At 45.6% G+C, this 21,691-nt stretch carries 15 protein-coding genes; 8 read left to right on the forward strand and 7 right to left on the reverse strand.

The window, feature by feature from the left end; translation table 11 throughout:
- The first annotated feature begins 7 nt into the window (after positions 1–7).
- Positions 8–1,378, forward strand: coding sequence for a glycoside-pentoside-hexuronide (GPH):cation symporter (locus T3H97_RS01090; protein ID WP_254329901.1), 1,371 nt, complete (start codon positions 8–10; stop codon positions 1,376–1,378).
- A 274-nt stretch (positions 1,379–1,652) separates the two neighbouring features.
- Entirely contained in the window at positions 1,653–3,044 is a 1,392-nt protein-coding gene (locus tag T3H97_RS01095; protein WP_220026663.1) for an MATE family efflux transporter, read from the forward strand.
- 88 nt (positions 3,045–3,132) lie between these two features.
- Here the strand turns inward: T3H97_RS01095 and T3H97_RS01100 are convergent, their stop codons facing one another.
- A complete protein-coding gene (locus T3H97_RS01100; RefSeq protein ID WP_328801443.1) occupies positions 3,133–4,122 on the reverse strand; it encodes a zinc-binding dehydrogenase in 990 nt (329 codons plus the stop codon).
- 135 nt (positions 4,123–4,257) lie between these two features.
- Between T3H97_RS01100 and T3H97_RS01105 the strand changes: the two genes are divergently transcribed.
- On the forward strand, positions 4,258–5,130 hold the full coding sequence (locus T3H97_RS01105; protein ID WP_103048488.1) for a LysR family transcriptional regulator: 873 nt from the start codon (positions 4,258–4,260) through the stop codon (positions 5,128–5,130).
- On the forward strand, positions 5,108–6,256 hold the full coding sequence (locus T3H97_RS01110) for an RDD family protein (RefSeq protein WP_328801444.1): 1,149 nt from the start codon (positions 5,108–5,110) through the stop codon (positions 6,254–6,256). The genes T3H97_RS01105 and T3H97_RS01110 overlap by 23 nt, the downstream gene beginning before the upstream one ends.
- A 150-nt stretch (positions 6,257–6,406) precedes the next feature.
- On the opposite strand, the gene T3H97_RS01115 is transcribed toward T3H97_RS01110, so the two are convergent.
- Positions 6,407–8,662, reverse strand: coding sequence for a beta-L-arabinofuranosidase domain-containing protein (locus T3H97_RS01115; RefSeq protein ID WP_328801445.1), 2,256 nt, complete (start codon positions 8,660–8,662; stop codon positions 6,407–6,409).
- A 130-nt stretch (positions 8,663–8,792) separates the two neighbouring features.
- Here T3H97_RS01115 and T3H97_RS01120 point away from each other — a divergent pair, with 130 nt between their 5' ends.
- The 4 genes from T3H97_RS01120 to T3H97_RS01135 all read left to right on the forward strand — a co-directional run bounded on the left by T3H97_RS01120 (position 8,793) and on the right by T3H97_RS01135 (position 13,142).
- Positions 8,793–9,686, forward strand: coding sequence for an AraC family transcriptional regulator (locus tag T3H97_RS01120; RefSeq protein ID WP_328801446.1), 894 nt, complete (start codon positions 8,793–8,795; stop codon positions 9,684–9,686).
- Between the two features lie 152 nt (positions 9,687–9,838).
- Positions 9,839–10,777: a YwqG family protein gene (locus tag T3H97_RS01125; protein ID WP_328801447.1), complete on the forward strand. Its 939-nt coding sequence runs from the start codon at positions 9,839–9,841 to the stop codon at positions 10,775–10,777.
- Between the two features lie 246 nt (positions 10,778–11,023).
- The gene (locus tag T3H97_RS01130; protein WP_190298410.1) at positions 11,024–11,542 is read left to right on the forward strand and encodes an RNA polymerase sigma factor; all 519 of its coding nucleotides are present in this window, start codon (positions 11,024–11,026) and stop codon (positions 11,540–11,542) included.
- Positions 11,526–13,142, forward strand: a complete 1,617-nt coding sequence (locus tag T3H97_RS01135; RefSeq protein WP_328801448.1) for a DUF4179 domain-containing protein — start codon at positions 11,526–11,528, stop codon at positions 13,140–13,142. The genes T3H97_RS01130 and T3H97_RS01135 overlap by 17 nt, the downstream gene beginning before the upstream one ends.
- A 123-nt stretch (positions 13,143–13,265) precedes the next feature.
- Here the strand turns inward: T3H97_RS01135 and T3H97_RS01140 are convergent, their stop codons facing one another.
- The 5 genes from T3H97_RS01140 to T3H97_RS01160 all read right to left on the reverse strand — a co-directional run bounded on the left by T3H97_RS01140 (position 13,266) and on the right by T3H97_RS01160 (position 21,690).
- Positions 13,266–16,310, reverse strand: coding sequence for a beta-galactosidase, LacZ type (locus T3H97_RS01140; protein WP_328801449.1), 3,045 nt, complete (start codon positions 16,308–16,310; stop codon positions 13,266–13,268).
- Positions 16,311–16,362: 52 nt separating this feature from the next.
- Positions 16,363–17,187: a carbohydrate ABC transporter permease gene (locus tag T3H97_RS01145; protein ID WP_013308300.1), complete on the reverse strand. Its 825-nt coding sequence runs from the start codon at positions 17,185–17,187 to the stop codon at positions 16,363–16,365.
- Entirely contained in the window at positions 17,184–18,080 is an 897-nt protein-coding gene (locus tag T3H97_RS01150; RefSeq protein WP_013308301.1) for a carbohydrate ABC transporter permease, read from the reverse strand. Before T3H97_RS01150 ends, T3H97_RS01145 begins: the two co-directional genes overlap by 4 nt.
- Positions 18,081–18,181: 101 nt before the next feature.
- On the reverse strand, positions 18,182–19,471 hold the full coding sequence (locus T3H97_RS01155) for an ABC transporter substrate-binding protein (RefSeq protein ID WP_029516911.1): 1,290 nt from the start codon (positions 19,469–19,471) through the stop codon (positions 18,182–18,184).
- A gap of 404 nt (positions 19,472–19,875) precedes the next feature.
- Positions 19,876–21,690: a cache domain-containing sensor histidine kinase gene (locus T3H97_RS01160; RefSeq protein WP_328801450.1), complete on the reverse strand. Its 1,815-nt coding sequence runs from the start codon at positions 21,688–21,690 to the stop codon at positions 19,876–19,878.
- Between the last annotated feature and the right edge of the window lies 1 nt (position 21,691).

Genomic DNA, 21,691 nt, shown 5'->3' on the forward strand with positions numbered 1-21,691 from the left:
AAAGATCATGAGTACGAGAATTGTGAGTACGGAACCACCGGAAAAGGCAGCAAGTACCGTTCCTTTTCATCGTAAAATCAGCTATTCATTAACGGATACAGCAGGCAATCTACTATACTGTGTTATTTCCAGTTATCTATTATATTTTTATACAGATGTGTTCGGTCTTTCTATTGGGATTGCCGGGACATTACTATTTATCACCCGTTTTATCGATGCCATTGATGCCCCGATTTGGGGCATCCTGATTGACCGAACCAAGTCAAAATACGGCCAGAGCAGACCCTATTTTCTATGGTTAGCGATCCCGTTCGCTGTGTTCATGGTCCTTACGTTTACGACACCCAATTGGAGTGAGTCGGGCAAAATTGCATATGCCGCCATTACGTATATCATAGCCGGCATCCTGTACACAGGAATTAGTACGCCGATTACGTCTATTCTGCCTAATCTGAGCACCAATTCCAATGAACGCGTAGTCTTGAACTCCTTCCGCATGGTCGGGGGGAATGTGGGTTTCTTCATCGCCACGACGTTTACGTTACCTTTGGTCGCTTTCTTTGGACAGGGAAATGATCAAAAAGGATTTTCCTTAACACTCGTTTTATTTGGAATCATGGCGATTATTATGTTTTTCATAGCGTTTGCCGATTTGCGAGAAAATGCAGCAGTGAAAACGAAATCCGTTCCGATTGCTAAAAGCTTTACAGCCATCAAACGAAACTGGCCTTGGATGCTCGTTGTAGCTGCCAACTTGTGTTACTGGATTGGTTTGAATATTCGTTCAGCAACGCTCATCTTTTATCTGCAATACAATCTGGACAGTAAGGACTTAGTACCTTTAATCAATGGACTGACCTCCTTACAATTGATCTCGATGGTTCTGATTCCGTTTTTCGCCAGAAAATTAAGTAAAAATGCGATTATGATTATCGGATTGATATTAGCTGCGCTGGGTCAAGTCGTGATTTTAATGGGAAGTACAGACTTAACTCTCATTATTATCGGCTGGATTATTGGTGCGTTAGGATCAGGCTTTGCATGTTCTATGCCGTTTGCGATGTTGTCAGATACAGTCGATTATGGGGAATGGAAAAATGGTATTCGGGCAAGTGGCTTCCTGACCTCCATTGGAAGCGCATTCTGTATTAAAGCGGGTAGTGGAATCGGCGGATTATTGCCAGCATGGATCATGGGCAGCACCGGTTACATCGCTGGGCAAGTTCAAACTCCTACGGCGTTGTCTGGCATTCAGTTCAGCTTTATCTGGCTGCCGTTTATCATCTTCTTGATCGGAATCATTCCTATGTTTTTTTATAAAAAATTCGAAAAGAATGAAGCTTCTATTCAACAAGATTTGATTGCGAGAAGATCATAGACATTCTTTTAACAAGGTTTTAATGACATATTAAGGCATTGTAATACTGCTCCAAAACCTGTTCACTGAGCTGAGCAGGTTTTTCTGTTATTTTCTATTCAAATGTGAGCAAGACCATTGACAGGATTTTCTTTTGGAGTAATACTTCTATGTAGAGAAAGTGTACAGAATCAGGAACTAGACACATCTAGCCTTGCAACTTTATACATTTTTTCGCCATGAAGGCTCTTCTGTTGAAGGGTTTTTTTCAATTTGAGAAAAAGAATGTGATGATATGAGTCAACTGAGTGTAAGGATGAGGACACATGGCTTTCTGAATAAGCATTTTTCAGGAGAGTCTATTGATTATCGACAGATTATTGCGCTGTTTATCCCGCTTCTGATTGATCAGGCTTTTATCGTGGGTCTTAATTTGGTGAACACGGCAATGATTAGCTCGTCGGGAATGGCGGCAGTCAGTGCTGTAAATATGATCGATTCTTTGAATATTTTTCTGATTAATGTGTTTGTTGCAGTGTCTACCGGGGGAACAGTTGTCGTAGCACAGTATAAGGGGAGCGGTAACGACCTCATGGTCTCTAAAGCCGCATCCGGCACCATTTCCTCCGTTTCCTTGCTGGCCTTATGTATCAGTTTGTTTATGATGGTTTTGTACAATCCGATTTTAAGTGTTCTGTTTGGTTCGGCCTCGCCTGATGTTATAGCTAACGGTAAGGTATATCTGCTGGGAAGCTGTATGTCTTTTGTGGGAATTGCAATCGTTGAGGCGGTGTGTGGAGCGCTGAGGGGGATCGGGAAGACGAGGGCATCGCTGGCTCTTTCGCTCATCATGAACCTCTCGTACGTGCTCCTCAATGTGGTATTCATTAATGTATTAGATATGGGTGTGCTGGGCATGACGATTGCCGTCAATGTGTCCAGATATGCAGGAGCAGTGTGCGCGCTGATCTATTTGGTCAGGGTAGATGATGACTTGCGTGTTCAGCTTAGAGATATGCTTTATTTTAATCTGGCTATGCTTAAAAAGATTCTGTTTATCGGGCTTCCCTTTGCAGCGGAACAGATGTTTTTCAATGGGGGCAAAATTTTAACCCAAATTTTCATTGTGAGCCTGGGGACCAATGCATTGGCGACGAATGCCATTTGCTCATCCCTAGCTAACGTGTTCCAAATCCCTGCGAATGCTTTGGCTCTTACGATTGTAACCGTGGTCGGTCAATGTATGGGGCGTCGAAATGTCGAGGATGCCCGGAAGTTTACCAAATCGTTTATTTGGCTATCGTCTTGTTCGTTTATTGTAATGGGATTAATCCTGATGCCTTTGTTTGAGCCGATGGTGGGGCTGTTTCATCCGCCTGCTGAAATCGTAGATGACATCTTTGTTGTCATACTGATTAATACGTTGGCCCAGATTCCGCTCTGGTCCATTGCCTTTATTACACCCTCTGCACTAAGGGCAGCAGGTGATTCAAAATTTACGTCCCTCACCTCAATGCTGTCCATGTGGTTGTGCCGGGTGGTGCTCGGGTATATTTTGGGCATTGTGTTTAACCTGGGGATTGTTGGTGTCTGGCTGGCTATGGATATTGAATGGGGCGTGCGGGGGATCGTCTTCCTTTGGCGCTTCCGCGGCAACAAATGGGTCCAGCATCGTTTGATCGACTGAATAGGTCCACTACCATAAAATTGACTTCTGGATGAAGGCATTTTACGGTAGTGGATTTTTTTCTATTTCTATACTTCGTTCAGGCCCCTTACTCCATCCTGATCCCTATATTGCCTAGCTGCGCTCCCTGCTGCATACGGTGGAAGGCTTGCGTTGTGTCTTGTAGAGGAAATACGCTATCTATAATCGGATGGAGTGCATGGCGCTCCATAAACTGAAGCATAGCTGCGAATTCCTCGCCACTGCCCATAGAGGTGCCGATGATGCTGATTTGAGGGAAAAATATAGACCGCAGCGGAAGGTCTATTCGGTCTCCTGAGCTTGCGCCAAATGTAACAATCCGACCGTTCGGCTTGAGGATATCAAAATATTTATCGAACGTAGCAGGACCGATACTGTCAAGGACCAGATCCACAGTGTCTCCGTTCATACTTTCTTTCCATTCGCTATGGCTGTCGAATGCATGATTAGCGCCATGGGCGAGGGCAGCCTGACTCTTTGCTTCGCTGCGTGATGTGACGGTGACCCGTGCACCTGCCGCTAAAGCCATAAGCATGGCACACGTGGCTACACCGCCACCAATACCGGGAATGAGGACGTGCTCACCCTCCTGCAATTGGCCTCTTGTGAAGAGCGCGCGGTAAGCGGTCAAAGCAGACAAAGGCAGCACCCCTGCTTCTTTCCATGAAAGGTATGCTGGCTTGCTGACCGCATTTTGGACGGGGATGATAACCGATTCAGCGAATGTCCCGTCTGAAGGTCCGCCCAGAATGGCTGGAACCAAGGGAACATGATGCGTATTCTCCCATCCGATACATGGATTGATAATTACATCGGTGCCTACTAGCGAGGTTGGGACACCATCACCCACAGCCTCGATCACGCCTGCTCCATCCGACCCCAGAATGAGTGGAGCATCGTTGGCTGTTCGATCTGCCATGAGGAATAGGTCCCGATGGTTCAAGCCTGCGGCTTTGAGTTTTACCTTCACTTCGTTGTGTCCCGGCTGTCTGTCCGTAATGTCTGTATACATCAGGCCCTCAGGGCCGCTTTTGCTGGCATGGATTACGGCTTTCATTTTAAAACCTCCCGTGGTTCGAGTTTAGATGTATTTGCATGTACATTGAATTGTACAGAGCGGCAAGCGTCCGGTAAAATGAACAAAATCGAACGTGAGTATCATAAATGATCATACCAAGCAGGTGACGTATACATGGAAAGCAGTGATTTGAAAATTTTTCAGGCTGTCGCTCGCGAGGGCAGTATCACGAAGGCTGCGCAAGCCTTGAATTATGTACAGTCCAATGTGACCTCGCGGATTCAGCAGCTTGAGGCACAACTGAACGTACCGCTATTTCGCCGATCTAATCGGGGAATGACGCTAACGTCGGCAGGAGAGAATCTGCTGGAATATGCGGATACCATACTGACCTTGCTGGACGAGGCTGTAAAGTCCACTCAATATTCAGACCATCCTGCGGGACCTTTGCGACTGGGGTCGATTGAGACGGCGGCGGTTACGCATCTGACTTCTTTATTGACGGAGTATCACGCTCAATATCCTGATGTCCATCTATCGCTTATGACAGGCATCACCCATGATCTCGTACAAAAGGTATTGAATTACGAATTAGATGGAGCGTTCGTCTATGGCCCCGTCGATGATCCGCATATAGAGTATGTTGCAGCTTTTGAAGAGGAATTGGTGCTCATCTCGGAACCAGGGAAAAAGGACATGAACGAGCTGCTTGCCAAGCCTATGCTGTTTTTCGACGTAGGGTGCACGCATCGTACAAGAGCGGAAAGCTTTCTGAGCGAAGCGGGTGTGGATGCCTATCAGGTTATGGAGTTCGGAACCTTGGAAGTCATTTTGGGTGGTGTAGCCTCTGGTCTGGGGGTGTCTATGTTGCCACAATCGTCGATTGCAAAGGCAGAGGAGGCGGGAAGTATTGCTTCTCATCGTTTACCTGAAAAATATCGCAAATTAGAGGTGTGGTTTGTTTATCGGCGGGATTCGGTTTACTCCAGTGCACTGTCAGGCTTGCTCCGCTGGATGAAAAAGGATGTTATACTTAACTGGGATTAAATTGACATCAGGGGTGTATCATTTGGAAGAACAAGATGTAACGAACAATCCATCTACAGTAGCTCCGGGACCATATGCGACGAATGGCAACTACCATCGACGAGAACCGGATAAGATGGCGGTATTATCAGAAACATACGGAGCCTCTATCTTCTTCAGAAGATGGGCGGCCTGGATGATTGACTTCATTCTTATCGTCTTTGGGTATGGAGGGCTGGTTTATTTTACAGCGAAAAAAGTATCTGAAGCGGCAACCCCAAATATGGGCTTGGTAGTGATGCTCTTCCTGATTGGCTCCTTCTGCTATTATCTGTTACTGGAAGGACTTACAGGCTATACGCTGGGCAAGTTTGTACTTCGCATTCAGGTCGTAAATGGAGAAGGGAAACCGCCGGGCATGGTTAAATCCTTGATCCGTACCCTTATACATTTGGTGGATACGAATCCGCTGCTTTTCTTCGGGCTGCCCGCTGGTATATGTGTGCTGGTGACACCTCGGAAACAACGGATTGGAGATATGGCTGCGAATACATATGTGGTTAAGGTACGGGATTTGGGGACAGTGAGCAGAAAAAAAACCGGAATTTTGTCCGGGGTAATCATCCTGATGACGATCATTTCGGTCATCTTCGCTGTATCCCTTATTTCTTCGCTCATCACACAAATGGTGAAGCCCGAGGTTTTTGTTAGTAAGGATGATCAGTTTGCGGTTACGGCTCCGTGGAATTGGTCACGAGATAACATGATTAATGAGGATGCGGACATCTCCATTAAAAATGAATTTACCGAAAGATATCTGATTGTATTGTCTGAACCGAAAAGCGATTTTGACAGCAGTATGACTCTTCAAGAATATAAAGGAATCATTGAGGATCATTTGGTATCAGGAATTATGGCCCCTGAATTGGGGAACCCTTCCGACATCGAGGTAAATGGATACCCTGCCATCGAATTTACCCTGAAAGGGGAAGTGGAAGGTACTCCAATTATGTATAACGTGACTACGATTGAAACACCTTCGCATTATCATCAGGTGCTTGCCTGGACCTACGCTTCCCGATACAGCAGGGCACAGCAAGAGCTACGCAAGATTAGAGACAGTTTCCGTGAAATGAACATGCTGTGAAGTGAACATGAAGCAATAACGATGATTCGAAGGTATAAGGCAGTAAGCAGAACAAGCAGAACAAGCAGACAGCTTATAGGAGCGTCTGCTTGTTGTTATATAAGCTTACTTTAAAAAATGAACAATTAAAACGGAGTAGGCGAAATGATGCTATAGGTAACTTTTGATCACTCGTAATCCAGCCACTTTCGCCACCTTGCCTTGTGGATGGGCTTTGAATTGAATCGTCACTTCATTCTTGTGGTTCGTCACAGATAGAGGAAGCTCATAGGTGAACGTTTCGAATTTATTCATTTCCTCAGACTCCAGCTTGCCTTCCCCTAAAATTTGACCATCCGCAGTGATGTCAAAGTCACCATGGGGACGGCTCAAGTCCTTCAAATAAGTGACCGCCAATTGGACAGGCTCATCCGGAAGCACCTTCATGACAAAAGAGAACCAGCCCCCAGGCCAGGTATCGCGATATTTGCGGTTATAGATGGACCCCAAACCTACATGCTCTCCAGTAAAGGCATGATCCCGTTCTGGCTGCATTTCGGCAGGCTGCACAACGTCCACTGTAAGTCGTTCCAGCTCTAGCTGATACGCTAACGCGGTACGATATTCTGCCTCTGTTGCTACCCAGTCCTCCTGGGAAAAGAGATCCCAATAGACGGTATATGAACGATCATACATCTGATAAAACGGACGAAGCTTCAAATCTCCGATATAGCCTAAGTCGGTCATATGGAATGTATTAGGCTCGTTCCCGTCAGCAATTAGCTTCGTTGTCAATGAGTCGGCCGCTCCGATCAGAACAGACGCAAGCAGACGTTCCTCGTTGAACTCCTGTTCAACAGGGCCAAGGTCCCCAGCCAGCACAAGCGGGCCGTACACAAAAGCAATTCGGCGCGGATTATCCGGCATTTCCTCGACTCTCACGGTCATAGGAATATCGTACTCGATCGTATCCCCATTGCTCCATTCCCGTTCCATTACAACGTAGCTGGTAGGACAGGCCTCTGTGACGTACTCTTCCCCGTTGATTTTAATCATCATCCCTTGCTCCGCCCAATGCGGGCATCTTAGCTTGATCGCGAAGGATTTGGGTTCCTTGCTGATGACGCGCAGCGTTCCCCGTCCATTTTGCGGAAAGAGAGTGTCTTGTTTGAGCTGTACGCCCATCTCGTCCCATGTCACGGTAGAAGGGACATATTGATTGACATAGATCGTTTCTGGCGTGTGAAAATAAATCGCAGTGCCGTACATGGAGTGGCTTTCCATACCGGAACCGACACAGCATGTGAAATCCTCATATTGAGAATTAAAGGACTTGTGTCCCCCCATTTCCAGCGATACAAAATAGCACACACGTCCATCTACAGGCTGCTGTGAAGCCAGGATATGATTGAACATCGCTCGCTCATAGTAGTCGGCATAGGCTGCATAGGCGTCCCACTCGAACATATGTCTTGTTAATTTCAGCATATTGTAGGTGTTACAAGTTTCACAGGTGCCTTCGCCCAAACGGTCATTCAGCTTGCCAGGTTCACCAAAATGTTCATTATAGCTATTGCCGCCGATCACGTAGGAATGCTTGTGAACAACCCGATCCCAGAAAAAGCGAGACAGGTCCGCATAGTGAGGTTTGCCTGTCATTTCAAATTGCCGTGCAGCGCCAATGATTTTGGGAATTTGCGTATTGGCATGTCGCCCTGCCAACGTATCTTGGCTATCTGCGAGATCATTTAGCACCTCTCCGTGATAAAAGCGTTCTGCCAGGCTCAAAAAGCGTTCTTCTCCTGAATGTTCCGCCAGATCCGTCAGTACCTCATTCATACCGCCAAACTCGCAATGCAGCACCTGCTGCACCTGATCATCGTCCAGCCCTTGAAGTACATCTTCCAGCCAGTTGCCGAGTTTAATTTCTATAGACAGGGCCTTGGGATGATGTGCCAGCAGATGTGCATCACGCAAGCCAGCAAAAAGTTTGTGCATGGTATATAGCGGAACCCAGCCGCCGTTCAGATCAAAGCCCTGGGAGCGGATATCTCCGGCTTTTACTTCTTCAAAAATCTCTTTCCCACGTGGAATGCCGGAAATGTATCCGTTTCCATGACTGTTTTGGCATATTTCCAGTTCGTCGACTACATAGTTCACGCGTTCCAACAGTCTTTCGTCGCCTGTGGAGGCAAACATCAGCGCACATCCGGACAGGTAGTGACCGAGTGTATGTCCGCTGATGCCACGCGCTTCCCAGCCTTCATAGTGAGCCGCTTTGGGCTCCAGTCCCGCATATTCACGAAAGCGTGATAATAAACGGTCGGGTTCCAAACTCAGCAGATAGGCTGTATTCAGTTCCATCGCATGTAAAAGTGGACCGGAATCAATTCTTACTTTATGCAAGTCAAAAGCTTTAGCTTTCAAAATCATCGCTCCTTAGCTAAGATGAAAGTGTATATTTCTCCACTACATTAGCATTGCAATCGCGGTATGTCAGTAGCTTAACCATACAATGGGTGGACAAATCCGAACATGAATCTAAAGAGGCGATAACATGACCTATCTGAAAGTAAATGTAGATGCTCCGATCCAACTGATCTCGGCAGGCGAGTTTGTTAACGAGGTACCTTGGAAGCATATGAGTCGTTCCATTGAGAATTTTGAGCTGATCCTGGGTGTCCAAGAGACGGTATATATACGGGAGGAACGGGAAGATTTTGAAGTAGGCGAGGGAGATATTCTATTGCTGTACCCCGGTCGTACGCATAAAGGATACCGGGAATCGTTGCCGGGCGTGAAATTTTATTGGTTCCATTTCGATGTTTCCACGACCCCGAATGTATTATCTAATGAGGAAATGAAGCAGGAAACAAGTGCTTTGGATGGACGTTTGCAGCGTCACGGTGTGATGCGGAATATCTATTTACCGCAATGTGTACAGGCAGATAACGGGGATCGGATTCATATTATTGTCAATCAGATTTTGCATGTAGCCAACTCACATTATCTTACGTATCACAGCGCAAATTATTTGTTCACCTCGCTGCTGATCGAGATATCTGAACTGGCGCTCAGCCGCTTGCTTTCCAATCCTGCCAGTTCACAGGGGAATGTGAGTTTTAACAAAATTATTGAGTGGACCCGAATTCATGCTGAAGAGCCCCTGACCGTGACGGATTTAGCTCGAAAATTCAATTACAACAAGGATTATATATCTCGTTTGTTCAAGCAAAATACAGGCATGCGTCCCCTGGAGTTCATTCATAGTATTCGTATTAACAAAGCCAAAGAATTGATTTCCCGTACAGATATGAGCATTAAGCAGGTTGCCGAAGAGGCAGGATATACAGATGAGAAGTATTTTATGCGTTTGTTCAAAAAGAGAGCCCATATGACTCCTTCCCAATACCGGAATGCCTATCACAAAACATTTATGAACAATGTCTAGTCCATTTCCGTTGAAAGTTGGGTGTCACCGTCATAGGGAGCAACTGGTGCAGTATTTGGTCAATTGACGGAGTCACTTAATATGGTAATCTGAGGTAAGGGTTTAATTGGTTGCAGGCTATGTTATTACTTCATGAAAAAGGGGCGAGCGAGATGCTACAACCACCATTAAAGGATGAACTGACTCGAATACTGGAAGGGTATTCACTGGATGAAGATTTAAAAGAAGAGATTCATCAGGAAGCTCAAGCTGCTATACAATTTCATGTGGAGCATGAGGAAAACTACGAACACATTGGAAATAGTCGGATCGCCGGCTATCCAGATCTGCCACCCACGATAGAGTGGCCTTGTAATTCAGACGGGGAATATTATACATTTATTGCTCAAATTAATTTGAGCGAGCTGCCTTTTTCACCATTTGAGGGATTGCCTCATCAGGGCATACTTTACTTTTTTCTTGGGCTGGATGAGCCCGCCTATGATATTGACCATAAAATCTTTTACTATAACGGTGACAGCAGCGTTTTGCAGAAAACATTACCGCCCGCTGGGCGCGTAGAGGTGTCAGCGGAGCAACGGGGTTTCACCGCGTATGCAATTTCTTTTCATCCGATCCTGACGCTACCATCGGAGGGTGAGCTAGGAGATATTCTTGTAGATCAGTACGAAGAGCTTTATGAGCTTCTATATGAACATAGCGACACGGTGTGGGGGCAGCATCAATCTTTTGCCGGGAATACCCGGCGGGATGCTTATCTACGCCGAAACGGGCTGGAGGGCCTTCTGTTTAACTGGCATAAGAGTGAGAGCCAGATTCATAAGGAAATCGAGCAAGCTATGCATAGGGGAAATACCGATTATGCGGAGCATTTACGATCCGAAGTGCTGCCTCAGCTACAAGAATATCAGACGAATCTGGAAAAGCACGATCAGGCTTCGGAAAATTGGCATGTTCTGCTCTCGGTCTCTTCTTTGGATGAGGTTGGCATGTGCTGGTGGGACGCAGGGTATTTGGAATTTTTGATCGATCAAAGAGACTTGAAGAACCTTGATTTCTCGAAGACATATGTCAATCTTGCTACGAGCTAGCCCGGTGCGGCAGACTCATGCTGATTTAGGGCAAATGATGGCGGTTACAGCAGGGCGGTTTTTTTGATTGATAAAAGCAATGAATTGAGCATGTGGCACAGTAGGTTTGTTTTGCCTGAGTATCGGGAATCGAACGATCAATAATAGGTGGTCCTATATAGGGCCGCCTTTTTTCGATGTAAATGAACGATTGTACTCCGTTATTAGTCTTAATAGATGAGACCACAACAAGGGAGGTGCACGTATATGACTGATCGAGAGCTGTTTGAACTATATAAGGAGCAGATATATTATTTTTGTTATTATCTAATGCAAAATCAAGCAGATGCAGAAGATGTTTGCCAGGAAGTGTTTGTCAAAGCACTTTTGGCCGACAGGTCCAAAGTACAAGATCTCAAATCATGGATTTTGCGAATTGCTTCTAATGAGTGCAGTAATGTGCTTAGAAGGCGGAAAACTGGGCTGATGAAGGAAATACGAACTTTTTTATTGTCACGCCCTCATTCATTTAATCCGGTGGAAGAGAGCTTATATCATCAAGAAACTAAGACAGAGTTACACAAGCTATATAACAAGCTTCCAGATAAAATTCGAATGGTCGTGGTCCTTCGTTATGTAAACGAATTGACTGTGCCGGAGATCTCTAGAGTTATAAATATACCCGAAGGAACAGCTAAATCTAGATTAAATCGGGGGCTTAAACTGCTAAAAAAAATGGTGATATCCCAAGTAAAGGAGATGAGTAGCAGTGAGTCGGTATTTTGAAAAAGAACAGAACATTCCTCAACCTGAATATGATGCAATGTGGGTAAATATAGAACAGGAAGCAACCAAACGAAAAGCAACTCTGCAACAGTCACAGGAAGCACCTATGCATAGAGCAAAAATTGTTCCAGCGAGTATCGTATTCTCATGTTTTCTGCTCGTCGCCATCCCTGTATTCGCTAGTGTGACTATCAATTGGGATAAAATAGGCGGACGGAGTGTAACCAATGCGCTAAATAACGATATTGGCCAGCGGTATGATCTAAAAGCATCCAGTGCAGGCATTACGATGAATTTGAATGGTGTTGTAACGGATGGCGAAAAAATGAAAATGCTTATCTCTCTGGATCCAGGAACCGATCCAACCAGTTATATTGGGTTTGCTATAGAGAAAACTATGGTAACTAGCAATTCTGATACCAAGGAACAAGCACACGGATATTTAAATTACGACCCTAAAAGCCAGAAACTCCTTGGCATTTATGAAACTATTGATACTTTAAAGGATCGTAAAAAAGATTACACACTTGAGGCTCAGAATCTAATTTTTTATCGTAATCAGGATATTCCTTTAAAGACGGATCATCAAGCCGGGGATACCCTCGTTACCGGGACCAAGCAGTATCCTAACATTTATATAGAATCCGTTCGACAAACCAACAACAAGACTGTTGTCCGCTTTAGAGTTGCTGCAGCTCCATCCGATTTAGGACGTGGGAACCCGCATTTGGTAATGAAAGCGGGCGACAAAGAGATAGACGCAATCCCAACTATTCTACCTAGCGACAGCCCAGACTTGCATATTGAGCAGGTATTCAACATGACTGCACAAGATTGGAAAAAGGCAAACCTTCATTTTTGTTACATTGAGGAAGCAAAAAGAATTGAAGGTACTTGGAAGTTCGAATTTGAAGCGGATGGAAAAAAAGCAAGTGAAGCGATTTATTCCAAGAAGCTGCATAGTAGCGCTGAATTCCAAGAAAATACAGGCACTACCTTAGAGCAACTGATTGTTACCCCCTTGGATATTGAAATTCTAGTAACAGAGCGTGATTCACTTAAAAAAGGAATTGTTCATTATAAAACAGCTCAGCTGGTTATAGGTGATAAAAAAATTAACGGAGGGTGGAATATTAAAGGAGCTGGTCCTGAAAATTATCAACACTTATATCAATTTGAATCCCCAGAGTGGTATAAGGACTGGTCTGATGTTCCAATGAAACTTATATTGAAAGATGCTGTCATCGAGAAACGTGATACGTCTAAGAATTGGATCACTCTTCATAAACCTAAAGATGAAAAACAGTTCGCTGGGCTTAATGTGGACGGTTATCAAATTGATTTCACATACTATAAAGAGGGAAAAGATTTGATTGTCGAATCGAAATCCGGTTCCCCTGGCTTCAAAGGTGTCAACCAAACAACGATGCGAATTAACGGCAAAGAAGTAGTGCCTGAGATCATTGCGAAGGGTATGGTATCCACAGGAGTTAATGTAGACCGTTATAAAGACATTGAATTAGACGGAAAATTAGAACTAAATCCTGGCATCTACAAGTACAGCGATCCTGGACGTGATATTGAAGTTATATTGAAATAGATATGGCCATCGCTGCCTATTCTGCAGATACGTAAATACAAAAGCCCTTCCAGCTTTAGCTTCTCATGAGGGAAGCTGTGGAAGGGCTTTTGTTATATCTACTTGTCTATGCAGGGAGTATATTTATACTCGTTGCACGGTAAATTCGAATTCCAGCTTTTGATCGGCTGTAATTTGGTATTCTTCATGTACCGGAGCTCCCCAGCTATCGTCGCCGCCTACGCCCATTTGTTTACCGGCTATGGTGACAACGGTGTAATACACGTTGGGTAGCTCATACAGATGGTAGGCACTTTCCAGCTCAAACGCTGTATATGGCGAAATATTGCATTCCACAGGTGCGGTAGCAGGTGCAGTAATGCGAATGCCCCGCTGGGAATCATCAGTAATATCGACACGGCGCACGCCTGTACGATTGCCGGATTCCTGCGGTACAACATACCCGGATACGTTATCCGTAGCTTTGTTGTGGAATACACCTAGTCTTGCGCCAAAGGCGCGGTCGATGTAATTCTCTTCCGGTCCCATCGCATACCAGTCCAGATGGCGGTAGTCCGCTGGAACCTTGAACGAAAGGGCAAAGATCGGCAGGTTAGGCAGTCCTGAGACGCCTTCATAAGTCGATTTTACGTTCAGACTGCCATCCGCCAAGACGGTGTAGGCTACCGTTACTTGTACGTCTGCATGGATGCTCAGCGTGTAGCGGAATGTAACGGTTACACGGTCTGTCTGCTCTTCCGTGACCTCAATGTCCACGCATTTACGTGTCAGACTTGCAGCGAACCAGCCACCGGCTTCGAAGCCCAGAGCAGTTCCCCGATCATTGTCTGTGGTCGCCCGCCAGAACAATGGGGCAGGAGGTATGGCGATCATCTCACGCCCGGCGTAGCGAAGTGAAGTCAGGCTGCCTGCTCCTTTGGAGAACATCAGACTGAAATCTGCACCGTGAACGCCAATGTTAACATCGCCATGCACCACTCGTAGGGCTCCACCTGTAGGAGCTTTCAGCGGATTTGAATCTTCCACAATGAAAATATGCTGTCCGAAGGCCACTTCGTGTCCAGCCTCAGCCCAGAGCGTGGATTCTTTCAGAACTAGAGCGGTGTGAATGACGTACTCACCGGGCTTTCCGTCCGTAATGGGGAACGTCAGTGGAATATACGCTTCGGTCTGAGCCGCCACATCTACATGAATGGCATTACGTACGATTTCTTGGCCTTCATGCAGTAGACTGTATACTAGCTCATAGTCGCCCGTTCCCTCGAACAGGTTTTCATTGCGAAGGGTTACACCGCTGCGATCCGGGGTGAGCTTCAGATTTTGATACAGGAATTTGACCTCCTGCATCTTCGGTGAAACCTTCCGGTCCGCATAGACAATTCCGTCCGTACAGAAGCCATAGTCTGTGGCACGGTCGTCAAAGTCGCCGCCGATCGCGAGGTACTCGCGTCCGTAGCGATCTTTTTTCATAACAGCCTGATCAATATAATCCCAAATAAAACCGCCCTGATACAGCTCGTATTTGTTCTCCAGCTCTGTATACTTGTGCATGCCGCCTACGGAATTACCCATCGCATGCATGTATTCGCAACTGATATACGGTTTTTGCGGATTGTCGTTCAGATATTGCTCGATATCTGCGGGTTTGGCGTACATCCGGCTCTCCATATCGCTGGTATCATCGTACGTACGGTTGTGAAACACGCCTTCGTAGTGCACCAAACGGCTCGGGTCGGTGGCACGGAAATAGTTGGCTACATTGCGCAGCACTTCACCTGCATACGACTCATTGCCGCAGGACCAGATCAGAATGGACGCATGGTTTTTGTCCCGTTCCAGCATGGAAATGGCGCGATCCATGACGATATCCTGCCACTCAGGCAGATTGGCGGGAATATTCCACGATGGCTCGACGGCACCGAGTTTTTGCCAGGAACCGTGTGTTTCCAAGTTCATTTCATCAATTACATAGACCCCGTACTCATCGCATAGCTCATACCAAAGAGTCTGATTTGGATAATGAGAGGTACGAACAGCGTTCATATTGTTCTGCTTGAGTGTTCGGATATCCCACAGCATATCTTCACGGGAAATCGCACGTCCGGTGCGAGCGTTAAATTCATGGCGGTTCACACCTTTAAAGACGATACGTTTGCCGTTCAAATGCATGATCTTGTTGATCAGCTCAAATTTACGGAAGCCGATTTTTTGTGGAATGACTTCCACGAGCGATCCACTGGCATCATAAATTTGAATGTACAACGTGTACAAATAGGGTTTCTCCGCGCTCCAGCGCTGCACTTGTTCCAAGGTTGCTGACAGCGAAGCTGTGCCATCCGTAAAGTCAGCTTTTAAAGAAGCTACAATATGACCAGCAGCATCCTTCACATCGACAGTTGCATAGGCCGTTGTCGGCTTTTCTAAGGACAATTTCAGCTCCAGAAGGCCCTGTGTGTAGGAAGCATCCAAATCTGCCTTGGCATGCAGGTCACGTACGTGAACCGTAGGGATGGTGTAGAGATATACGTCTCTGAAGATACCGGAAAAACGCCAAAAGTCTTGATCCTCCAGCCACGCTCCCGTACTTCTTTGATATACCTCTACCGCCAGCTTGTTTTCGCCTGCTTGCAGGAACGGTGTCAGTTCGAAATCAGACGGTGTAAAGCTATCCTCACTGTAACCGACAAATTGTCCGTTCAGCCATACATAGAAAGCCGACTCGACGCCTTGGAAAGAAATGAATACAGGCTGCGCGTCGGAAGCCATATTTTCCGGCAAAACAAAGCTTTTGATATAGCTTCCGACTGGGTTGTGATCCTCTGGAATATGGGGTGGGCGAACGTCCGAATGTCCGTCCCATGGATACATCGTATTCACGTACTGCATTTGGCCAAAGCCTTGCGTCTGAATGTGACCCGGCACCTGAATATCGCTCCAGCCGCCGTACTCAAAGCCAGGGGTATAGAACTCTACCGGACGACTGGCTGGATTCGTTGCATAGTTAAATTTCCAGCTCCCATTCAGGCTATGGCGCCAAGCCATATCAGCTTGCTGCTCCGCTTCCTGAAGCGTAGCGTAATATTTGTGATCGGAATAGGCGGGCAGCCGATGTACAGCAAATTTGGTTACGTCGGTCAGCCAGTCCAGACTAGGGGTATGGATGGTCAATGCGAACACTCCTTATTTATAAAATGAAATGAAGAACGTACACAGAAATCTGTTATTTTACCGAACCCACCATGCCCGCTACAAAGTGTTTCTGCATCAGGAAGAATACCAGTGCAGTCGGTAGTGTGGACAGGACAATGGCGATCATGATGACACCGTAATCCGGTGCATAGCTGGAGCCGAGGTTCGAGATCAACAGCGGAATCGTTTGATTCTCCGGCGTTTGCAGCACAATCAGAGGCCAGAGGTAGTTGTTCCAGCTGGACATGAACGTAATAATCGCGGCAGCGGCATAGGTTGTTTTCATCGTAGGCATATACACCCGGAAGAACAGACCCAGCTCGGATAATCCATCCATACGACCTGCTTCCAGTAGATCCTTTGGAAACATCTTGGTGCTTTGACGGAAAAAGAAGATCAGGAACGCCGTAGTTACGGTCGGAATGACGACAGAAGAAAGTGTATCAATACCGATCCACGGTATGACATTAGAAATGCTGCCGAACATCCGGTAGAGCGGGATCATGATCGCCGCAAACGGAATCATCATAGACATCAGCAGGATATTGAAGACAACGTCTTTTGCTTTGCTTCTGTAAATTTCAAAGCCATAACCGGCCAGTGATGCGATTAGCATAGCCAGCAGTGTAGTTGAGATGGAGACTTTTGCAGAGTTACTTAGTGCGGTAACGATGTCTACTTTTTCAAGCAAATTGTGCATGTTATCCATCAAATGGGAGCCAGGCAGCAGCTTGCCCTTGGTCACATCGACCGACAGGTTCGTGGCGCTGGATAGCATCCACAGGAACGGGAAAATCGAAACGAACGACACAAGGATCAGAAAGGCGTACGTAAATGCTCTTTTTGTTTTCATCATTTTTTCTCACCTGCCACTTTGAACTGGATAATCGACAAGATAATGATCATAATGACGATGGAATAAGATACGGTCGCCGCATAACCAAAGTCGGATGAATACTTGAAGGATAGATTGTAAATATATTGCGAAATTGAAGATGTCGCGTTCCCCGGTCCACCCTTGGTAATATTCATAATTTCATCGAAGAGCTGGAGTGTACCAATCGTCGATGTAATCGAAGTGAACAGGATAATCGGCTTAAGCAGTGGAACCGTAATGCTGAAAAACTGTCGGATCGGGGAAGCTCCGTCAATACGGGCCGCTTCGTAGATGGAACTGTCAATGTTCTGAAGACCGGACAGGTAAAAGATCATATTATAACCAGTCCAGCGCCATGTGATCGCGATAATAATCGTAACCTTGGCCCAGAAAGGATCTGTAATCCATTGGATGGGCGTGCCAATCACGTGCAGATTCAGCAATAAGGAGTTCACCAAACCGTCGGACGAGAACAGGTACTTGAAGACAACCGAATAGGCTACAAGGGATGTGATACACGGCAAGAAGATAGCTGTGCGGAAAAAGCCCTTGAATTTCAGGTTTTTATCATTCAACAATACCGAAATGAACAGAGCCAGAATGACCATCAAGGGTACCTGAAAAATTAAATAGATAAACGTGTTTTTCACGGCGGTTATAAACATTTTGTCGGTAAACAATCGCTTGTAGTTATCAATGCCGTTAAAGCTCAGATTAGACCCTGTACCTGTCTTAAAGGACAAGATAAGCGCCTGAATCATTGGATAGAAATAAAAAGCGGCGATCATGATCACTGCGATGGATATGAACAACCATCCTGTCATACCTGCTTTGAGACGTGTTGTAGTTATTTTGGGCGCGGCTGTCTTCATACCATGTCAACTCCCTGTGCAGCAATAAAACCTTGAACTCGCAAGCCCAAGGTTTTAAGTGCTTATCGTTTTATTGTTTAGCCTTGGCTAGATGGACTGTCTTATTTAAGCTGTGCTTCCGCCTGTCCTTGAGCATCTTTCAGAACTGCGTCTACATCTTTTCCGTTCAGATAGTTTTGAATTTCAACGGTCATGATATCCTCAATGGCATACGTGTGCAGGCCATAATTGACTTTTGGAACTTGTTTAGTCCATTCTGCAAATTTCTTGTATACTTTGTCGCCTCCGAAGTACGGATCTTCCACGTCATAAGCTTTACCGCTGGAAGCTGCGTTCAATGAACCGACAATTCCAATTTTGCTCAGCATATCTTGATACAGCTCTGTATCTGTTCCGAATGTTTCTTTCAGGAAATCAGCAGCGGTATCTTGACCGTCCGAGTTAAGGACATACCAGGAGCTGCCACCGAGGCTGGAAGCATTCACGGATTCAGGTATATTTTTCAGCTTAGGGAAAGGAACAACGGCCCATTTACCCGATTGCGAAGCTTCTGCTTTGATTGAAGGTGTAATCCAGTTACCTGTAGGTACGGAAGCAACCGCACCGCTGTTGAATGCGGCCAAGAACTGACTCCAGTCGGCATTCATTTTAACAATGTTAGCGTCGAACAAGGATTTGTACGTCAAGAGCGCTTCTTTCAGAGCTGGATTACCAGCCAAGTTTGGTGTTTTACCGTCTTCTTTCAGGTACCATGAACCTGCGGTTTGGATCATACCACGGATCAGACCGAGGTCATTGGGATCTTGAGTCAGCATTTCTTTGCCTGTTTTTTGTTTTACGGCTTTACCAATTTCAATAAATTTGTCCCAATCAATATTGGTCAGGTCTGCTACTTTGTAGCCGGCTTGTTCCAGATAATCCGTTCTTACATACAGTCCCATAACACCGGAGTCGAAGGGAACACCGTACTGCTTGCCATTGTAGCTAGTCGGTCCGATTTTATAATCAGCGAAGTCGGATGCTTTGATCGTGCTGCTCATATCATGGAAAGAATCGGGATAGGCTTGAAGGAAGTTCTGTGCCCGATAATCCTCGATCAGAACCACGTTCGGCAATCCTTTGGTAGATCCGGAGTTAAGGCCGGCATTCATTTTTTGTACGATATCGTTTTGAGCATATTCAACAATGTTTACGGTTACATCAGGATGTTTGGCAACGTAGCGATCTTTTGCCAGCTTCAGGGCTGCGATATTAAAGTTCGGGTCCCAAGCCCAGACGGTGATTTCTTTTTTGCCTGAATCTGTGGTAGTAGCTGCTTTCTCGGAATTGCTGGAGCACGCGGATAGCAAGATCAAGCTTGCAATCAGCAGAAGGAAAGTCATTTTTTTCATTTTGTTCAACCCCTACTCTTTTTTTATATGTTGCTTGCTAGTTCTAAATCTCTTAAATGAAAGCGGTTACCTTATTTATAAATCTAGTGTACCATCCGTACTTTATCGGTGTTAGGAATATCTTTATACGGTTTGGTCTTATTATTATGATTTATCAAAAAAGGTACCGCTTACATTTGTATTTTATTTTGGTTTAGGTACTTTTTTTAGGTTGAATTAAAGTTGTTCACGAAGCGCCACTGCGCGGCCGGATGGTGCTTCCCATCGCTGTTGTATCCAGATTTCTTAATTCAAATTATATAAGGTTGAAATCCGGATACAAAGGCGACCGCTACGCTTGTACAGCACCATTCCGCCCACTCCGTTCTTGTTCCACCTTCTTTGTTTAGTTCAGCCTATATTTGTTATGGGGTAGGAGGGGCGGGTTTTACGATCAGTGGGAGGGTCATTCTTACTTTGGTGCCCTCGCCTTTTTTACTGGAGATGGTCACTCCATATTCTCCTCCATATAAAAGGGTAATACGGTTGTGTACATTCTGGATACCGATGCCTGTGAACAATTGGCGCTTGCTCTTGGGATTCGGCAGTCCGTCTTGCGCTGTATGCCCATCCAAATCCATACCGTCTCCATCATCGACCACCTCACAGATCAATGTATTCTCCGTTTTGGACACCAATATATAGATGTGGCCTACATTTTTTTCATTAAATGCATGGAAAAATGAGTTTTCGATAAAAGGCTGAATGATGAGCTTGGGCACATGGTACTCCAGACAATCGGGTGATACAAAATAATTCACTTGTACCCGTTGCCCGTAGCGAACATGGTTAATGAACACATAATTTTGCATGTTAGCCATTTCCTGCTCAATGGTGATTGTTTCGCTCACATTACTGATTGTATTTTGCAGTAAAGAAATGAGTGCATTGATCGTCTCGGCGGCTGTTTCCTTGTTTCCTTTGAGCACCAGCATTTTGATCGAAGCCAATGTATTGTACAGAAAATGCGGATTGATCTGCCGTTGTAGTGCAGCAAGCTCTGCGTTCCGTTGACCCTTTTGCGTCTCTAAAAGCTTACGGATATAGTCATTTAGTTCATCCAGCATGTAGTTGTAAGCATGACTTAATTGTCTAACCTCATAGCTGCCCGTTACCGGGATATAATTATCAAAATTTTTCTCGCGTATGGTCGACATTTGCTTCACCAGTCGAGTCAGCGAACGAATCAGTCGACGGGATATCAGAAAAACGATCACCAAAGCAATCAGTACGATGGCAATGCAGATCCATACAACGGATTTAACGTCTATAATTTGCCCAATGGCGGCTTGTCTGTCAATCATGTTCACCAGATAAAAATCAAATGAAGGGATATAGTTGGAAAGGAGGATACTCTCCTTATTCATCACATCCGCATTAATGTAGTTCAATCCCTGTTCATTGATTTTTGTGGCATAGCCTAGCAGCTCACTGGAGCGTTGTCCGATCAGGTCCTGGCGGTTGCTCGATACAATTAATCCCGACTTGTCCAAAATAAGCACATCATTGCCGTTGCTCGTGAAATTGTTGTAGAAACGGCGAAATTCAGGCTCTCGGATAGCGATGTAGATCATGCCGTACAGGGTGCCGCTTGTCCGCTCCATAAATGGTTTGGAGGCGATGATATAGGGTGTTGGCTTTTGCGCGGTACTATTCATTTGTTGCTGAAACAATTCAGTATCCAATTGATACATAAGCTGTGCCGGTCGTGCTACACTTCGGGCTGTAATCGCACTGCTCTTAAGCTCTTCCGCAGTTACAGGCCAATAGGACGAGTCGGAGTAAAAGCTCCGGCCGTTCAGACCTGTTACAGCGACACCGACATCATAGGCATCGACGTTCGATTTAATTTGCTTCATTTGCTGTGCCATTCCGAAGTAAATCCTCGCCGAGTTAATCGAGTCAGATTGACCGCCAGTCAGATAGTTCTTGACCGTTCCATTTTCCGAAGCATGGGTTACAGCATTCACGATAGAATCATTGAAGGATTCAAAGCTGGATTGAATCTGGCTGAGTACCTTGGCATTTGTAATACTGAATGTCTCAGCAAAAAGTCGTTCAGACATCCGAATCGTCACCAAAGAGGTCAGCAAGGACACCGCAGTGATGCTGACCACCATAACAATAAAGATTTTGAAGAACAGACCTTGATATTTGATCTTATGGATATATCTTTTCATA

It is taken from the genome of Paenibacillus sp. LX16 (genome assembly GCF_036252815.1).
Classification (GTDB): Bacteria; Bacillota; Bacilli; order Paenibacillales; family Paenibacillaceae; genus Paenibacillus; species Paenibacillus polymyxa_B.